The following is a 13,632-nucleotide window of genomic DNA, read 5'->3' on the forward strand; positions in this document are numbered from 1 at the left end:
CGTATTCCCCGATCAGTAGGGTTCTTCGAGCCGCCGCAACAAATCCTCGATGTTTTCCGGCGGCCAGCTCGGGATTTCCATACCGAGATGCAGCCCCATCTGGGTCAGCACTTCCTTGATCTCGTTCAGCGATTTCCGGCCGAAATTCGGTGTGCGCAGCATTTCCGATTCGGTCTTCTGAACCAGATCGCCGATATAAACGATGTTATCGTTCTTCAGGCAGTTCGCCGACCGGACCGAAAGCTCCAGTTCGTCGACCTTGCGCAGCAGGTTCCGGTTGAACGGCAGTTCCGAGGCGGCTTCTTCGGCGGCACGGTTTTCCGGCTCCTCGAAATTGATGAACAGCTGCAACTGATCCTGCAGGATGCGCGCCGCGTAGGCGACGGCGTCGTCCGGGGTCACCGCACCATTGGTTTCGATATCCATGGCGAGCTTGTCATAATCCGTCGCCTGTCCGACGCGGGTGTTCTCCACCTTGTAGGACACCTTGCGGACCGGACTGAACACGGAGTCGATGGGAATCAGGCCAATCGGCGCGTCCTCCGGACGGTTCTGGGACGCCGGGACATATCCGACGCCGGACTCGACGACCATTTCCATGGAAATCCGCGCGCCTTCGTCGAGCGTACAGATCACGAGATCGGGGTTCATCACCTCGATATCATGGCCGGTTTCGATCTTTCCAGCGGTGATTTCGCCCGGGCCTTCCGCGACCAGACGGATCCGCTTCGGCCCTTCGCCATGCATCCGCAGGGCCAGGACCTTGATGTTCAGGACAATATCCGTCACATCCTCGCGAACGCCGGCAATCGACGAGAATTCATGCAGGACACCGTCGATCTGAATCGACGTCACCGCTGCCCCATGCAGCGATGACAACAGAACCCGCCGTAGCGCATTGCCGAGCGTCAGCCCGAAGCCACGCTCAAGCGGCTCGGCGACAACTGTCGCGATGCGACTGTCATCGGCACTGGCTTCGACGTTCAGCTTGTTCGGCTTGATCAGCGCTTGCCAATTCTTCTGAATCACGGATGCGACCTTTCGTCTTGACGTATGCCGCCGTCACAACCCGGACGACGGACATACCACATTCAAATTATCAGCCGGCGGCCGGACATACAGTCGGCCCCCGCGAGCGAAACCGCTATACGCGTCGCCGTTTTGGCGGACGACAGCCATTATGCGGAATTGGCGTAACATCCTTGATCGACGTGATCGTGAAGCCGGATGTCGAAAGGGCGCGCAACGCCGATTCACGGCCTGACCCCGGACCCTTGACGAAAACTTCCAGCGTCTTCATCCCGTGTTCCTGGGCCTTGCGCGCGGCTTCTTCAGAGGCCATCTGCGCCGCGTACGGCGTCGACTTGCGGCTGCCCTTGAAACCCTGGCTGCCCGCCGAAGACCACGAAATCGCGTTACCCTGAACGTCGGTTATCGTCACCATCGTATTGTTGTACGTCGCGTTCACATGCGCCACGCCCGACGTAATATTCTTTCGTTCAGCGCGCCGTATGCGCGTTGTTGCGGCCTTGGCCATCGGATATCGTCCCTATAATTACGCTTTTTTCTTGCCCGCGATCGCCCGCGCCGGTCCCTTGCGGGTCCGCGCATTGGTATGCGTCCGCTGCCCATGCACCGGCAACCCCTTGCGGTGCCGCAGGCCCTTATAACAGCCAAGATCCATCAACCGTTTGATGTTCATAGCCTTTTCGCGACGCAGATCGCCTTCCACGATATGATCGGCATCGATCACTTCGCGAATGCTCATCACTTCCTGGTCGGTCAGTTCCTGCACCCGCCGTTCCGCCGGGATACTGCATTTCGCACAGATATCAACCGCCCTGGTACGACCGATACCATGGATATACGTCAGCGCAATGCCGACCGGTTTCTGCGTCGGAATGTTCACGCCTGAAATGCGCGCCACGCTCCATACTCCTTCGTTACAAGAGACTGCCTCATCGACCTGTGACCGGCAACCATCGCCATATAGCACACCCGAATTGAAGGCGGGCGATTATATTTCAAAGCGATGAACTGTCAATCATGCTGCCGATGCGAGAATCCCTTTCAGTTGCTGCGTTACGTCATCGGGGTCTTTCGCCCCATCAACGCTCTCTAATATGCCACGTTCCCTGTAATAGGGCAGTATGGGCCGGGTCTGTTCGTGATAGATCGCCAGCCTCGTCCTGATCTTTTCCTCGGTATCGTCGGCGCGACGGATGAATTCGGTACTGCCGCACTTGTCGCACACACCGTCCACCGCCGTTGTCTTGAACTTGTCGTTATACCCTTCGCCGCATTTGGCGCATTCGAAACGGCCGGTCAGGCGATCGACAAGCAGATCGTCTTCTATGGCAATCTCGACCACGCGGTCCAGCTTTAATCCCTTGCCGGTCAGCATTTCGTCCAGCGCTTCAGCCTGTGCGACGGTCCGGGGAAATCCATCGAGAATGAAGCCGTTTTTGCAATCGGGTTCGTCGACCCGGTCCGAAACAATCGAAACCATCACGTCGTCCGGCATCAATTCGCCGTTTTCGACCACTTTCTTGGCCGTGCGTCCGAGTTCGCTACCCGATTCAATCGCGGCGCGCAACAGGGCGCCAGTCGATAACTGCACAATGCCGAAAGCATTCTCTATCACCCGCGCCTGCGTTCCCTTGCCGGCGCCGGGCGGTCCAATCAGGATCAGGATCACTACCGACGCCCCCGCAACTTGGACTTCTTGATCAGGCCTTCATACTGATGCGCCAGCATATGCGAATGGATCTGTGCGACCGTATCCATCGTAACCGAAACCACGATCAGCAGGCTGGTGCCGCCGAAATAAAACGGCACGGCATATTGCGAACGCAGTACTTCCGGCAGGATGCAGACCAGCGACAGATAGGCGGCGCCGACAAATGTCAATCGCGTCAGAACGAAATCCAGGTAATCGGAGGTGTTCTTGCCGGGACGGATACCGGGAATGAAGCCGCCGTACTTCTTCAGGTTGTCCGCCGTATCGACAGGATTGAACACGATCGCGGTGTAGAAGAACGCGAAAAACACGATCATTGCCACATAGATGAGCAGATATAGCGGCTGGCCCGGGCTGAGCCAGGTGACCAGCGTGTTCAGCCATTCCGCTCCCTGACCGCCGCTGAACCCGGCGATCGTCGCCGGCATGAACAGGATGGAACTGGCGAAAATCGGTGGAATGACGCCCGCAGTATTCAGTTTCAACGGCAGATGCGACGACTCGCCGCCGAACATCTTGTTGCCCATCTGACGCTTCGGATACTGGACGATCAGGCGCCGCTGGGCGCGTTCCATGAACACGATAAAGGCGATAACCGCAACGGACATGACCAGCAGGAACAGGATCAGGACCGTCGACAGCGCGCCGGTCCGCCCCAGTTCGAGCGTACCCACCAGGGCTACCGGCAGGTTCGCAACGATGCCGGAGAAAATGATCAGCGAAATGCCGTTGCCCACGCCGCGTTGCGTGATCTGTTCACCCAGCCACATCAGAAAGATCGTGCCGCCAACGAGGCTGATGACCGTCGTCGCCTGAAAGAAATAACCCGGATTGGTAACCACTCCCGACGCGGCCTCCAGCCCCGACGCGATGCCGAACCCCTGCACCGTCGCCAGCAGCACGGTACCGTAGCGGGTATACTGGTTGATCTTCTTGCGGCCGGCCTCGCCTTCCTTCTTCAGCGCTTCCAGCTTTGGTGATACCGCCGTCATCAGCTGCATGATGATCGCCGAGGAAATATACGGCATGATATTCAGCGCGAATATCGTCATCCGTTCGAGGGCGCCGCCGGAGAACATGTTGAACATGTCCAGCATGCCGCCGCGATGCTGATTGAAGGTTTCCGCCAGAGCAGCAGAATCGATACCGGGAAGAGGAATATAGGTGCCGAGCCGATAGATGATCAACGCGCCCAGGGTAAACCACAGGCGCTTCTTCAACTCGGTCGCTTTCGCGAATGCGCCGAAGTTGAAGGTCGATGCTAACTGTTCGGCTGCCGATGCCATTCCGTAAACGTCCCGCTGACCCTGTTACGCGTCCGCTGCGTCTTTTGACGCGGACTTCGGATTGTCAATCGTCACCGCACCGCCGCTTTTTTCAACCATGGCGACCGCGCCCTTGGAAGCGCCGGCCACAGTTATGGTTACCTTGGTATTGAGATCGCCGTTTACAAGTAACCGGATACCGTCCTTCGCCCGGCGCAGCACGCCGGCTTCGACCAGAGATGCGGCCGTGATTTCCGTCGCCGGGTCCACCTTGCCGCTGTCGATTGCAAGTTGCAGCCGTCCGGTGGTGACTTCCACGTGTTTCCGGCGGAAGATATTGGTGAAGCCCCGCTTCGGCACGCGCCGGTATATCGGCATCTGGCCGCCTTCAAATCCCTTGATGGCGACGCCGCTGCGCGACTTCTGGCCCTTCACGCCCCGGCCGGCTGTCTTGCCGGTGCCGGAACCTGTGCCGCGGCCGACCCGCTTGCGGTTCTTCCGCGCGCCTGCGTTATCCGCGAGTTCATTGAGTTTCATAACTGTTTTCCCCAACTGGAAAAGGATCAACCGGCTTCTTCAACACGAACCAGATGCTTGATCTTGTCGATCATGCCGCGAACCGAAGGGGTATCCTCCAGTTCACGCGTCTTGTGCATCTTGTTCAGGCCAAGGCCGACCAGGGTTGCCCGCTGATCGGCGCGGCGACGGATCGGGCTGGCGACCTGCGTAACCTTAACCGTTGTTTTCTTCTGATCAGCCATCGATACCCTCCCGGACTTCCTCGCCGGCGCCGCGGCGGCCGACAATATCGCCAACCTTCTTGCCGCGCTTTGCGGCAATCTGACGGGGCGACGCACAATGTTCCAGCGCGGCGAATGTCGCCTTGACCATGTTATGCGGATTGGACGTGCCAATGGACTTCGCCACGACATCGGAAATGCCCAGCATTTCAAATACGGCGCGCATCGGTCCACCGGCGATGATCCCCGTCCCCGCCGGCGCCGTGCGCAGGACAACATGGCCCGCGCCGAAATTGCCGGACACATCGTGATGCAGCGTGCGCCCTTCGCGCAGCGGAATCCGGCGCAGGGTGCGCTTCGCGCTTTCCGTCGCCTTGCGGATCGCTTCCGGCACTTCACGCGCCTTCCCCGAACCGTGGCCGACCCGGCCCTTTCCGTCGCCGACGATCACAAGCGCGGCAAAGCCGAACCGGCGCCCGCCCTTGACAACCTTGGCGACACGATTGATGTGAACCAGTTTTTCCTGGATCTCGGATTCTTCGCGCGGCGCGTTTTCACGACGCCGACCACGACCGCGCTGCTCGCGGGGATTTCTTGCATTCTGAGCCATCGCTTCGCCCTTTTACCTAAAAATTCAGTCCGGTTTCCCGGGCGGCTTCGGCCAGCGCTTTCACCCGGCCATGATAACGGTAACCGCCGCGATCGAAGATAACCGCGTCGACACCCGCTTCCTTGGCGCGGGCAGCGATCAGCCGACCGACTTCCGCCGCGGCATCCGTATCCGCGCCGGATTTCAGTTTCTCCATCATCGCCTTTTCCAGCGACGATGCAGCGGCAAGCGTCCTGCCGCCGAGATCATCGATCAACTGGGCGTAGATATGCCGGCCCGACCGAAAGACCGACAGGCGGGGGCGTCCCTTGCCCAGCTTGCGCAGTTTGTACCGGTTGCGCCTCTTGCGTCGCTCAAATAGCTGTCGTGAATTCAACATCGCCGTAACCCTTACTTCTTCTTGCCTTCCTTGCGGACGACATATTCGTCATCGTAACGGACGCCTTTTCCCTTATAGGGCTCGGGCTTCCGGAACGCCCGGATTTCACTAGCCACCTGGCCGACACGCTGTTTGCTTGCGCCGCTGATGGCAATGACGCCGCCACGGTCGCCTTCCAGCGCCACCTTGATACCTTCCGGCATCGGATAATTGATGTCGTGGCTGTAGCCGAGTTGCAGGTTCAGGGTCGTACCCTGTACCGCCGCACGGTAGCCAACGCCGTTAATCACCAGACGCCGCGTAAAGCCCTCGGAAACGCCGGTTACCGCGTTCTGCACCAAGCTGCGCGTGGTGCCCCACATCGAACGGCCGAACTTGCTGTCCTCGACCTGCTTGACGCGGACTTCATTCTCTTCAACCGTCACATTCACCGCATCCCCAAGCGCGACCGTCTGTTCGCCGAGCTTGCCTTTGGCAGTCAGGACGTCGCCGGAAATATTGATTTCCACGCCACTGGGGATCGTAATGGGACTCTGACCAACGCGAGACATCGTTCGTTCTCCTAGAATACCTTGCAGAGCACTTCGCCGCCGACATTGGCTTCGCGTGCTTCCGCATCGGACAACACACCCCGCGGCGTCGACAGGATCGATATGCCCAGGCCGTTATATTCGCGCGCAAGATCCTTGATCTTGGAATAGACGCGCCGGCCGGGCTTGGATACCCGGGAAATCTCCCGGATTACAGGGTCACCATTACTGTATTTCAGCTCGATGGTGATTTCCTTGATGCCCTTGTCAACTTCGCTCCAGCTGAAGCCGCGGATATACCCTTCGCGCTGTAGCGCGTCGAGCAGATTGGCGCGCTGCTGTGATGCCGGGCAGATTACGGTCGACTTTCCGACTCTCTGTCCGTTGCGAATCCGGGTGAGCATATCACCCAGTGGATCGGTCATAGTCATACTGAGTCTTCTCCTACCAGCTCGACTTTACCATGCCGGGGATCATCCCCACGGACGCAAGGTCCCGGAGCGCAATGCGGGATAGTTTGAACTTCCGGTACACACTGCGTGGCCGGCCTGAAAGAAGGCACCTGTTGCGCAGACGCACCGGCGACGTATCGCGCGGCATTTCCGTCAGCTTCAACCGCGCCGCAAAACGTTCCTCCTGCGGCAGGGCCTGATCATTGGCAATCGCGCGCAACCGCGCCCGCTTGGCCGCATAGCGCTTTACCAGCGCTGCACGCTTATTGTTCTTTTCAACTGCGCTTTTCTTCGCCATATCGCAATTCTCTCCGGATTTCCGCTTATCTCGTGAACGGCATGTTGAAACCCTTGAGAAGCGCGAGCGCCTCCGCATCGGTTTCAGCCGTTGTGCACATCGCAATATCCATCCCGCGGATCGCATCGACCTGGTCGTATTCGATTTCCGGGAAAATGATCTGTTCCTTCAGGCCCATGGCATAATTGCCCGCGCCGTCGAAACTTCGGTCCGACAATCCCCGGAAGTCCCGGACCCGCGGCAACGCCACATTCACCAGGCGATCGAGAAATTCATACATTCGCGCGCGCCGCAGCGTCACCTTGCAGCCAACCGACATCCCCTCGCGCAGCTTGAACACCGCGATGGAAATCTTCGCCTTGGTCACCACCGGCTTCTGCCCGGTAATGCGCATCATGTCCGCGACGGCGCCATTGATTTTTTTGGAATCGCTGGCCGCCTCACCGACGCCCATATTGACGACGATCTTCTCCAGTCGCGGAATACGCATCACGTTGGTGTATCCGAACTGTTCGCGAAGAGACTTGCTGATCTCGTCGTCATACAGCTTTTTCAATCGTGGGATATAGTTTGCCGTGTCGTTCATACCGTCACCGCCTCCAGTTAGCGGTCAATAATTTCGCCAGAGCGCTTCGCGTACCGCACCTTGGTCTTGTCTTCCATGAATTTGAACCCGATCCGAGTCGGCTCATCCGTCTTCGGATCGATATGGGCGAGATTTGACATGTGGATCGAAGCTTCCTTCTCCACGATCCCGCCCGCTGCGGTCTGTGTCGGCTTCGTATGCCGTTTCACGACATTGACGCCCTGCACATAAGCCCGCGACTTTTCGGGCAGGACGCGCATGATTTCGCCCTTCTTGCCCTTGTCGCGACCCGTCAACACTATGACCGTATCGCCTTTTTTATATTTGGCCGCCATAACCGCCCTCTAATTCCGTATGTTTCGCCATGCGCCCTAAATGACTTCCGGCGCCAGCGAAATGATTTTCATAAACTGCCGGGCACGCAACTCGCGCGTTACCGGTCCGAAAATACGTGTCCCGATCGGTTCACCCTGCGGATTTATGAGCACTGCCGCATTCCGGTCAAACCGGATGGACGTTCCGTCCTCCCGGCGAATTTCCTTCGCCGTCCGGACGATAACCGCCTTGTGGATATCACCCTTCTTCACCCGGCCGCGCGGAATGGCTTCCTTCACCGAAACCACGATAATATCGCCGACACCGGCTGTCCGCCGTTTTGAACCGCCCAGAACCTTGATGCATTGCACACGGCGCGCGCCCGAATTGTCCGCAACGTCAAGATTCGACTGCATTTGAATCATATCGCGGGCTCCTTACGCTGAAACCGTGGAAGCGTCGGCCTCAGCCACCACTTCCCAGTTCTTCAACTTCGAGATCGGGCGGCATTCCCGGATACGCACCAGGTCGCCGACCTTGAACGCATTTCTTTCGTCGTGCGCGTGGTACTTCTTCGACTTCCGCACGAACTTCTTGTAAAGCGGATGCATGACGCGGCGTTCGACCAGGACCACGACGGTCTTGTCCGGTGCGTCGGAAACCACTTTCCCTTGCAAAACTCGCCTGGGCATTCCTACTTCTCCTTCAGGCCGACGCGCGGCGTTCGTGCAGGATCGTCTTGATCCGCGCGATATCGCGCCGCACCTGGCGTACCATCGATGTGTTCTCAAGCTGCCCGCTCGCCCGCCGAAAACGGAGGTTGAACGCTTCCTTCTTGAGATCGAGGACTTGCTGGTTCAGCTCGTCCACCGTCTTCTGACGCAGATCTTCGACCTTCATCGTCTATTCTTCCCTCGATCCGAACCTAATGTGTCCGCTGGATAAAGCGGGTCTGAATCGGCAGCTTCGCGTTGGCCAGGTCAAAGGCCTCACGGGCGACCGCTTCCTCGACACCATCCAGTTCGAACATGATCCTGCCCGGCTTCACCCGGCACATCCAGTATTCCGGCGAACCCTTGCCCTTGCCCATACGGACTTCGGCCGGCTTGCCCGTAACCGGCACATCCGGAAAAATACGGATCCAGACCTTGCCCGCACGCTTCATTGCCCGGGTAATCGCGCGACGTGCCGCTTCGATCTGGCGTGCCGTGATCCGGCCCGGCGTCACCGCCTTCATGCCGAACGTCCCGAAAGTCAGGTCGGTCCCGCCCTTTGCCATGCCACGAAGGCGGCCCTTCCGCTGTTTGCGGAATTTCGTGCGTTTTGGTTGCAGCATATCTAACCTACCTCAGCAAAGCTGGCCTAGCGGCCAACCTGTTGTTCCTGCGAGCGTTTATCCTGCGCCATCGGGTCGTGGGCCAGGATTTCCCCCTTGAAGACCCACACCTTGATTCCACAGGTACCGTATGACGTCTCGGCGCGCGCCGTTCCGTAATCGATATCCGCGCGAAGCGTATGCAGCGGCACCCGGCCTTCACGATACCATTCGGTCCGTGCGATTTCCGCACCGCCCAGCCGGCCGGCGCAATTGATCCGGATCCCCCCGGCGCCCAGCCGCATCGCGGATTGAACCGCCCGCTTCATCGCCCGCCGGAACGCGACGCGGCGCACCAGCTGCTGGCCGATATTTTCCGCAATCAGCTTGGCTTCGATTTCCGGCTTGCGGATCTCGACGATGTTCAGATGCACATCGCTGCCGGTCATCTTCGAGACATCCTGCCGCAGCTTTTCGATATCGGCGCCCTTCTTGCCGATCACCACACCCGGACGGGCCGTGTGAATGGTGATCCTGGCATGCTTTGCCGGCCGCTCGATCAGAACCTTCGTCACACCCGCCTGATACAGTTTGTCGAACAGCATCTCGCGAATCTTGAGATCCTTGTGAAGCATATCCGCGTAGTTGGCATCCGCGTACCAGCGCGAATCCCAGGTCCGGTTGATCCCAAGGCGGAAGCCGATCGGATTGACTTTATGACCCATTACTCAATTTCCTCACGCTCACGGACGATAACGGTAATACTGCTGAACGGCTTGCGGATGCTCGCGCCACGCCCCCGGGCACGTGCCCGGAATCGCTTCATCACCATCGTCTTGCCAACCGTCGCTTCCTTGACATACAGCCGGTCGACATCGAGCTGATGATTGTTTTCAGCGTTGGCGATTGCCGACTGCAGGACCTTGCGGACCTCGCCGGCAATGCGCCGCCGGGAAAACGCCAGGGTCGCCAGCGCGGCGCCCGCCGTTTTGCCGCGAATGCTCTGCGCGACCAGGTTCAGCTTCTGCGGGCTGATCCGGATTGTCTTCGAAAAGGCCTTGGCCTCGGTCTCGTCGAGGACTCTTTCGTGTTTTGGCTTGCCCATGATCTAGGCTCTCCTCGAACGCTTGTCGGAGGCATGGCCGTAGAATGTCCGGGTCGGGGAAAATTCGCCGAACTTGTGACCGATCATATCTTCGGTAATCAGCACCGGCACGAATTTCTGACCGTTGTAGACACCGAACGTCAGGCCCACGAATTGCGGCAGGATGGTCGAACGCCGCGACCAGATCTTGATGACATCGTTACGACCCGAAGCACGCGCAACCTCTGCTTTCTTGAGCAGGTAGCGGTCGACAAACGGACCTTTCCAGACAGAACGGGACACCGCGTCTCTCCTCTATTTCTTTCTAGCGTGACGGCTGCGGATGATGAGCCTGTTCGACTCGCTCTTCCGCTTGCGTGTCCGCTTGCCTTTGGTCGGTTTGCCCCAGGGGGTAACGGGATGACGACCGCCTGAGGTGCGCCCTTCACCGCCGCCATGAGGATGATCGACCGGGTTCATCGCGACGCCGCGTACGGCGGGCCGTTTGCCGAGCCACCGCTTGCGGCCGGCCTTGCCGATCTTGGTATTCGACTGGTCGGGGTTCGACACCGCGCCAATCGTCGCCATGCATTCGCCGCGAACCATCCGCAGTTCGCCCGAGGTCAGCTTCATCTGCGCATAACCTGAATCGCGGCCGACAATCTGGGCGTAAGTGCCGCCCGCGCGGGCGATCTGGCCGCCCTTGCCTGCCTTCATTTCAATGTTATGGACGATCGTGCCGACCGGAATGGCGTTCAGCGGCATCGCGTTACCCGGCTTGATATCCGCGCGCGCCGCGGCGATAACGGAATCGCCGACCGCGAGACGCTGCGGCGCCAGGATATAGCTCTGCTCTCCATCCGCATAGGTAATAAGGGCGATAAACGCGGTCCGGTTCGGATCGTATTCGAGCCGCTCTACGGTTGCCGCCACATCGAATTTCTGCCGCTTGAAGTCCACCAGACGATAGGCGCGCTTGTGACCGCCGCCACGGCGGCGCGCGGTGATGCGGCCGTTATTGTTGCGGCCGCCACTGCCGGTGAGCCCTTCGGTCAGCTTCTTGACCGGCGATCCCTTATACAGGCCCGAACGGTCGACCAGAACCAGGTTCCGGCTTGACGGCGTAACGGGTTTGAATGTCTTGAGTGCCATGATCCTATAACCCCGTCGTCACGTCGATCGACTGACCCTTGTCGAGCGTCACGACGGCCCTCTTGGTGTCCTTCAGGCGCCCGAGACGGCCACGGAAACGCCGCGTCTTGCCCTTGCGCAGAAGTGTGTTGACCGAAACGACCTTGACATCGAACAGGCCTTCGACGGCCTGCCGGATTTCCGGCTTGGTCACGTCGACCGGCACCTGGAACGTCACCTGCGTATAGCCTTCAGGCGAGGCGTCCGTGATGAGAGTCGCCTTTTCCGTGATCACCGGGTTGCTGATGATATCGTACATCCGCTCCGGGCTCAGCCTGGTCTTGTTGAAATACCGCCAACTCATTTCAACCGCTCCTCCAGCGCCGTAACCGCATCCGTTGTCAGGATCAGCCGGTCGCGCCGCAAAATGTCGTACACATTGGCGCCCTGCGTCGGCAAAACGTCGAAATTCGGAATATTCGACGCCGCACGGGCAAATCCCTCGTCGATGGAGGCGCCCCCGACGACAAGCGCGCTCTGCCAGCCGAGCTTGCCGATCAGTTCGGCCAGCGCCTTCGTCTTCGGATCCTTCATGGAAATATCCTTGAGGATCACGAGATTGCCTTCCGCCTGCTTCGCCGACAATGCGGTGCGCATCGCCAGGGCCCGGACCTTCTTCGTCAGCTTGTGGCTGAAATCGCGCGGCTGCGGTCCGAATACCGTGCCGCCGCCCCGCATCTGCGGCGCCTTGCGCGAACCCTGGCGGGCCCGGCCGGTGCCTTTCTGTCGAAACGGCTTCGCCGTGGTCCCGGCGATTTCGCCGCGCTGCTTGGTTTTGGCGGTGCCGCTACGGCGCTTCGCGAGCTGGTAGTTCACCATCCGCGACAGGATATCCTTTCGCACCGGCACGCCGAAAACCGCGTCCGACAATTCGATTTCGCCGGCGTCGGCGCTGTCGAGTGTGATGACCTTGCTTTTCATCGCCATCAATCCTTCTGCTCGGCTTCAGGAGCGTCCGGCGTCGCATTCTCCACGGGCGCTTCGACGGCTGCTGCCGGTTCTTCGGTCACGTTGCCGGCGGCCTCGCGCAGCGCGGCCGGAAACGGCAGATCATCCGGGGCCGCTCTCTTGACCGCGTCCCGGATCCGGACCCAGCCGGACTTCGCGCCGGGAACAGCGCCGCGGATCAGGATCAGCCCACGGTCCGCATCAGTGGAGACGACTTCCAGATTCTGGATCGTAACCCGAGTATCGCCCATATGGCCGGCCATCTTCTTGCCCTTGAACACACGGCCCGGATCCTGGCACTGCCCGGTCGAGCCATGCGAACGGTGCGAGACCGAAACGCCGTGACTGGCCCGCAGACCGCCGAAATTGTGCCGCTTCATGGCGCCGGCAAAGCCCTTGCCGATCGAACGGCCGGTAATATCCACATACTGGCCGGGCAGGAAGTGGGAGGCGATGACTTCGGCCCCAACTTCGAGCACCGCGTCCTCGCTGACCCGGAATTCCTCGAGACGGCGCTTCGGCTCCACGTTTGCCGCGCCGTAATGGCCCCGCATCGGCCTGGACACCCGCTTCACCTTTGCCGTGCCCGCACCAAGCTGCAGCGCGGTATAGCCGTCACGGTCCATGCGCCGTACGTCGACAACCTGACAGTTATCGACACGCAGCACGGTCACCGGGACATGCTCACCGGAGTCCTTGAAGACCCGCGTCATGCCCATTTTCTGTGCGATTAAGCCCGAACGCATCACTGTTTTCCCTAAATCTTGATTTCGACGTCGACGCCGGCGGCAAGGTCGAGCTTCATCAGCGCATCGACTGTCTGCGGCGTCGGATCAACGATATCGAGGACCCGCTTATGCGTCCGGATCTCGAACTGCTCGCGGCTTTTCTTGTCGACGTGCGGACCCCGCAGCACCGTGTATTTTTCGATCCGGGTCGGCAGCGGAATCGGGCCGCGGACCTGCGCCCCGGTACGTTTCGCCGTCTGGACGATCTCTCCTGTCGACTGATCGAGCACGCGATGATCGTATGCCTTCAGGCGTATTCTTATATTCTGGCTATCCATGCCAACCCCTCGACCAATGAAAACGGCGCCCTTCGGAGGGACGCCGATCAGTTAACTGTTACTCTAAAACAGAGGCAACGACGCCGGCGCCGACGGTACGGCCGCCTTCGCGG

The 13,632-nt window shown here is 59.7% G+C and carries 26 protein-coding genes; all 26 read right to left on the bottom strand.

What is annotated here, in order from left to right; translation table 11 throughout:
- Positions 1-12 precede the first annotated feature (12 nt).
- Entirely contained in the window at positions 13-1,029 is a 1,017-nt protein-coding gene (locus WD767_17910) for a DNA-directed RNA polymerase subunit alpha (protein MEX2617967.1), read from the bottom strand.
- 115 nt (positions 1,030-1,144) lie between these two features.
- Positions 1,145-1,537 (bottom strand): 30S ribosomal protein S11, encoded by a 393-nt coding sequence (gene rpsK / locus WD767_17915; GenBank protein MEX2617968.1) that lies wholly within the window; start codon positions 1,535-1,537, stop codon positions 1,145-1,147.
- Positions 1,538-1,555: 18 nt separating this feature from the next.
- A complete protein-coding gene (gene rpsM, locus WD767_17920; GenBank protein ID MEX2617969.1) occupies positions 1,556-1,927 on the bottom strand; it encodes a 30S ribosomal protein S13 in 372 nt (123 codons plus the stop codon).
- A 117-nt stretch (positions 1,928-2,044) separates the two neighbouring features.
- Positions 2,045-2,698 carry an adenylate kinase gene (locus tag WD767_17925; GenBank protein MEX2617970.1) on the bottom strand — a complete coding sequence of 218 codons (654 nt, stop codon included), beginning with the start codon at positions 2,696-2,698 and terminating at the stop codon, positions 2,045-2,047.
- Positions 2,698-4,026 (bottom strand): preprotein translocase subunit SecY, encoded by a 1,329-nt coding sequence (secY, locus tag WD767_17930; protein ID MEX2617971.1) that lies wholly within the window; start codon positions 4,024-4,026, stop codon positions 2,698-2,700. The genes WD767_17925 and secY overlap by 1 nt, the downstream gene beginning before the upstream one ends.
- A 24-nt stretch (positions 4,027-4,050) precedes the next feature.
- Positions 4,051-4,542: a 50S ribosomal protein L15 gene (gene rplO / locus WD767_17935; protein MEX2617972.1), complete on the bottom strand. Its 492-nt coding sequence runs from the start codon at positions 4,540-4,542 to the stop codon at positions 4,051-4,053.
- 26 nt (positions 4,543-4,568) lie between these two features.
- The gene (gene rpmD / locus WD767_17940) at positions 4,569-4,766 is read right to left on the bottom strand and encodes a 50S ribosomal protein L30 (GenBank protein ID MEX2617973.1); all 198 of its coding nucleotides are present in this window, start codon (positions 4,764-4,766) and stop codon (positions 4,569-4,571) included.
- The gene (gene rpsE / locus WD767_17945; GenBank protein ID MEX2617974.1) at positions 4,759-5,355 is read right to left on the bottom strand and encodes a 30S ribosomal protein S5; all 597 of its coding nucleotides are present in this window, start codon (positions 5,353-5,355) and stop codon (positions 4,759-4,761) included. Before rpsE ends, rpmD begins: the two co-directional genes overlap by 8 nt.
- A gap of 16 nt (positions 5,356-5,371) precedes the next feature.
- Positions 5,372-5,734: a 50S ribosomal protein L18 gene (rplR, locus tag WD767_17950; GenBank protein MEX2617975.1), complete on the bottom strand. Its 363-nt coding sequence runs from the start codon at positions 5,732-5,734 to the stop codon at positions 5,372-5,374.
- A gap of 11 nt (positions 5,735-5,745) precedes the next feature.
- The gene (gene rplF, locus WD767_17955) at positions 5,746-6,285 is read right to left on the bottom strand and encodes a 50S ribosomal protein L6 (protein MEX2617976.1); all 540 of its coding nucleotides are present in this window, start codon (positions 6,283-6,285) and stop codon (positions 5,746-5,748) included.
- An 11-nt stretch (positions 6,286-6,296) separates the two neighbouring features.
- Positions 6,297-6,695, bottom strand: coding sequence for a 30S ribosomal protein S8 (gene rpsH / locus WD767_17960; GenBank protein MEX2617977.1), 399 nt, complete (start codon positions 6,693-6,695; stop codon positions 6,297-6,299).
- 13 nt (positions 6,696-6,708) lie between these two features.
- Entirely contained in the window at positions 6,709-7,014 is a 306-nt protein-coding gene (gene rpsN / locus WD767_17965; GenBank protein ID MEX2617978.1) for a 30S ribosomal protein S14, read from the bottom strand.
- A gap of 25 nt (positions 7,015-7,039) precedes the next feature.
- Positions 7,040-7,600, bottom strand: a complete 561-nt coding sequence (gene rplE / locus WD767_17970; GenBank protein MEX2617979.1) for a 50S ribosomal protein L5 — start codon at positions 7,598-7,600, stop codon at positions 7,040-7,042.
- A gap of 17 nt (positions 7,601-7,617) precedes the next feature.
- The gene (gene rplX, locus WD767_17975) at positions 7,618-7,935 is read right to left on the bottom strand and encodes a 50S ribosomal protein L24 (GenBank protein MEX2617980.1); all 318 of its coding nucleotides are present in this window, start codon (positions 7,933-7,935) and stop codon (positions 7,618-7,620) included.
- A gap of 36 nt (positions 7,936-7,971) precedes the next feature.
- Complete coding sequence (rplN, locus tag WD767_17980) at positions 7,972-8,340, bottom strand: 50S ribosomal protein L14 (GenBank protein MEX2617981.1); 369 nt, start codon at positions 8,338-8,340, stop codon at positions 7,972-7,974.
- Between the two features lie 12 nt (positions 8,341-8,352).
- Positions 8,353-8,607, bottom strand: coding sequence for a 30S ribosomal protein S17 (gene rpsQ, locus WD767_17985; GenBank protein MEX2617982.1), 255 nt, complete (start codon positions 8,605-8,607; stop codon positions 8,353-8,355).
- 13 nt (positions 8,608-8,620) lie between these two features.
- The gene (rpmC, locus tag WD767_17990) at positions 8,621-8,815 is read right to left on the bottom strand and encodes a 50S ribosomal protein L29 (GenBank protein ID MEX2617983.1); all 195 of its coding nucleotides are present in this window, start codon (positions 8,813-8,815) and stop codon (positions 8,621-8,623) included.
- Between the two features lie 25 nt (positions 8,816-8,840).
- On the bottom strand, positions 8,841-9,251 hold the full coding sequence (gene rplP / locus WD767_17995; GenBank protein MEX2617984.1) for a 50S ribosomal protein L16: 411 nt from the start codon (positions 9,249-9,251) through the stop codon (positions 8,841-8,843).
- A 26-nt stretch (positions 9,252-9,277) separates the two neighbouring features.
- Positions 9,278-9,955 carry a 30S ribosomal protein S3 gene (gene rpsC, locus WD767_18000; GenBank protein MEX2617985.1) on the bottom strand — a complete coding sequence of 226 codons (678 nt, stop codon included), beginning with the start codon at positions 9,953-9,955 and terminating at the stop codon, positions 9,278-9,280.
- Positions 9,955-10,335, bottom strand: a complete 381-nt coding sequence (gene rplV, locus WD767_18005) for a 50S ribosomal protein L22 (GenBank protein MEX2617986.1) — start codon at positions 10,333-10,335, stop codon at positions 9,955-9,957. Before rplV ends, rpsC begins: the two co-directional genes overlap by 1 nt.
- A gap of 3 nt (positions 10,336-10,338) precedes the next feature.
- Positions 10,339-10,617, bottom strand: a complete 279-nt coding sequence (rpsS, locus tag WD767_18010) for a 30S ribosomal protein S19 (GenBank protein ID MEX2617987.1) — start codon at positions 10,615-10,617, stop codon at positions 10,339-10,341.
- A 12-nt stretch (positions 10,618-10,629) separates the two neighbouring features.
- Entirely contained in the window at positions 10,630-11,466 is an 837-nt protein-coding gene (rplB, locus tag WD767_18015) for a 50S ribosomal protein L2 (protein ID MEX2617988.1), read from the bottom strand.
- Between the two features lie 4 nt (positions 11,467-11,470).
- Entirely contained in the window at positions 11,471-11,809 is a 339-nt protein-coding gene (locus WD767_18020) for a 50S ribosomal protein L23 (protein MEX2617989.1), read from the bottom strand.
- Positions 11,806-12,426 carry a 50S ribosomal protein L4 gene (rplD, locus tag WD767_18025; GenBank protein MEX2617990.1) on the bottom strand — a complete coding sequence of 207 codons (621 nt, stop codon included), beginning with the start codon at positions 12,424-12,426 and terminating at the stop codon, positions 11,806-11,808. The genes WD767_18020 and rplD overlap by 4 nt, the downstream gene beginning before the upstream one ends.
- A 5-nt stretch (positions 12,427-12,431) precedes the next feature.
- The gene (gene rplC / locus WD767_18030) at positions 12,432-13,199 is read right to left on the bottom strand and encodes a 50S ribosomal protein L3 (GenBank protein MEX2617991.1); all 768 of its coding nucleotides are present in this window, start codon (positions 13,197-13,199) and stop codon (positions 12,432-12,434) included.
- Between the two features lie 11 nt (positions 13,200-13,210).
- Complete coding sequence (rpsJ, locus tag WD767_18035) at positions 13,211-13,519, bottom strand: 30S ribosomal protein S10 (protein ID MEX2617992.1); 309 nt, start codon at positions 13,517-13,519, stop codon at positions 13,211-13,213.
- Between the last annotated feature and the right edge of the window lie 113 nt (positions 13,520-13,632).

The sequence above is a fragment of the Alphaproteobacteria bacterium genome, from assembly GCA_040905865.1.
GTDB lineage: Bacteria > Pseudomonadota > Alphaproteobacteria > UBA8366.

Bases quoted from the DNA above. Each gene is read 5' to 3' on its own strand.
- rpsJ (MEX2617992.1), bottom strand. From the start codon at position 13,519: ATGGATAGCCAGAATATAAGAATACGCCTGAAGGCATACGATCATCGC.
- rplB (MEX2617988.1), bottom strand. From the start codon at position 11,466: ATGGCACTCAAGACATTCAAACCCGTTACGCCGTCAAGCCGGAACCTG.
- rplV (MEX2617986.1), bottom strand. From the start codon at position 10,335: ATGGGCAAGCCAAAACACGAAAGAGTCCTCGACGAGACCGAGGCCAAG.
- secY (MEX2617971.1), bottom strand. From the start codon at position 4,026: ATGGCATCGGCAGCCGAACAGTTAGCATCGACCTTCAACTTCGGCGCA.
- rplX (MEX2617980.1), bottom strand. From the start codon at position 7,935: ATGGCGGCCAAATATAAAAAAGGCGATACGGTCATAGTGTTGACGGGT.
- rpsC (MEX2617985.1), bottom strand. From the start codon at position 9,955: ATGGGTCATAAAGTCAATCCGATCGGCTTCCGCCTTGGGATCAACCGG.
- rplC (MEX2617991.1), bottom strand. From the start codon at position 13,199: ATGCGTTCGGGCTTAATCGCACAGAAAATGGGCATGACGCGGGTCTTC.
- rpsN (MEX2617978.1), bottom strand. From the start codon at position 7,014: ATGGCGAAGAAAAGCGCAGTTGAAAAGAACAATAAGCGTGCAGCGCTG.
- rplR (MEX2617975.1), bottom strand. From the start codon at position 5,734: ATGTTGAATTCACGACAGCTATTTGAGCGACGCAAGAGGCGCAACCGG.
- rpsH (MEX2617977.1), bottom strand. From the start codon at position 6,695: ATGACTATGACCGATCCACTGGGTGATATGCTCACCCGGATTCGCAAC.
- rplN (MEX2617981.1), bottom strand. From the start codon at position 8,340: ATGATTCAAATGCAGTCGAATCTTGACGTTGCGGACAATTCGGGCGCG.
- rplD (MEX2617990.1), bottom strand. From the start codon at position 12,426: ATGAAAAGCAAGGTCATCACACTCGACAGCGCCGACGCCGGCGAAATC.
- WD767_18020 (MEX2617989.1), bottom strand. From the start codon at position 11,809: ATGAGTTGGCGGTATTTCAACAAGACCAGGCTGAGCCCGGAGCGGATG.
- rplP (MEX2617984.1), bottom strand. From the start codon at position 9,251: ATGCTGCAACCAAAACGCACGAAATTCCGCAAACAGCGGAAGGGCCGC.
- rplO (MEX2617972.1), bottom strand. From the start codon at position 4,542: ATGAAACTCAATGAACTCGCGGATAACGCAGGCGCGCGGAAGAACCGC.
- rpsE (MEX2617974.1), bottom strand. From the start codon at position 5,355: ATGGCTCAGAATGCAAGAAATCCCCGCGAGCAGCGCGGTCGTGGTCGG.
- rpsK (MEX2617968.1), bottom strand. From the start codon at position 1,537: ATGGCCAAGGCCGCAACAACGCGCATACGGCGCGCTGAACGAAAGAAT.
- rplE (MEX2617979.1), bottom strand. From the start codon at position 7,600: ATGAACGACACGGCAAACTATATCCCACGATTGAAAAAGCTGTATGAC.
- rplF (MEX2617976.1), bottom strand. From the start codon at position 6,285: ATGTCTCGCGTTGGTCAGAGTCCCATTACGATCCCCAGTGGCGTGGAA.
- rpmD (MEX2617973.1), bottom strand. From the start codon at position 4,766: ATGGCTGATCAGAAGAAAACAACGGTTAAGGTTACGCAGGTCGCCAGC.
- rpmC (MEX2617983.1), bottom strand. From the start codon at position 8,815: ATGAAGGTCGAAGATCTGCGTCAGAAGACGGTGGACGAGCTGAACCAG.
- rpsQ (MEX2617982.1), bottom strand. From the start codon at position 8,607: ATGCCCAGGCGAGTTTTGCAAGGGAAAGTGGTTTCCGACGCACCGGAC.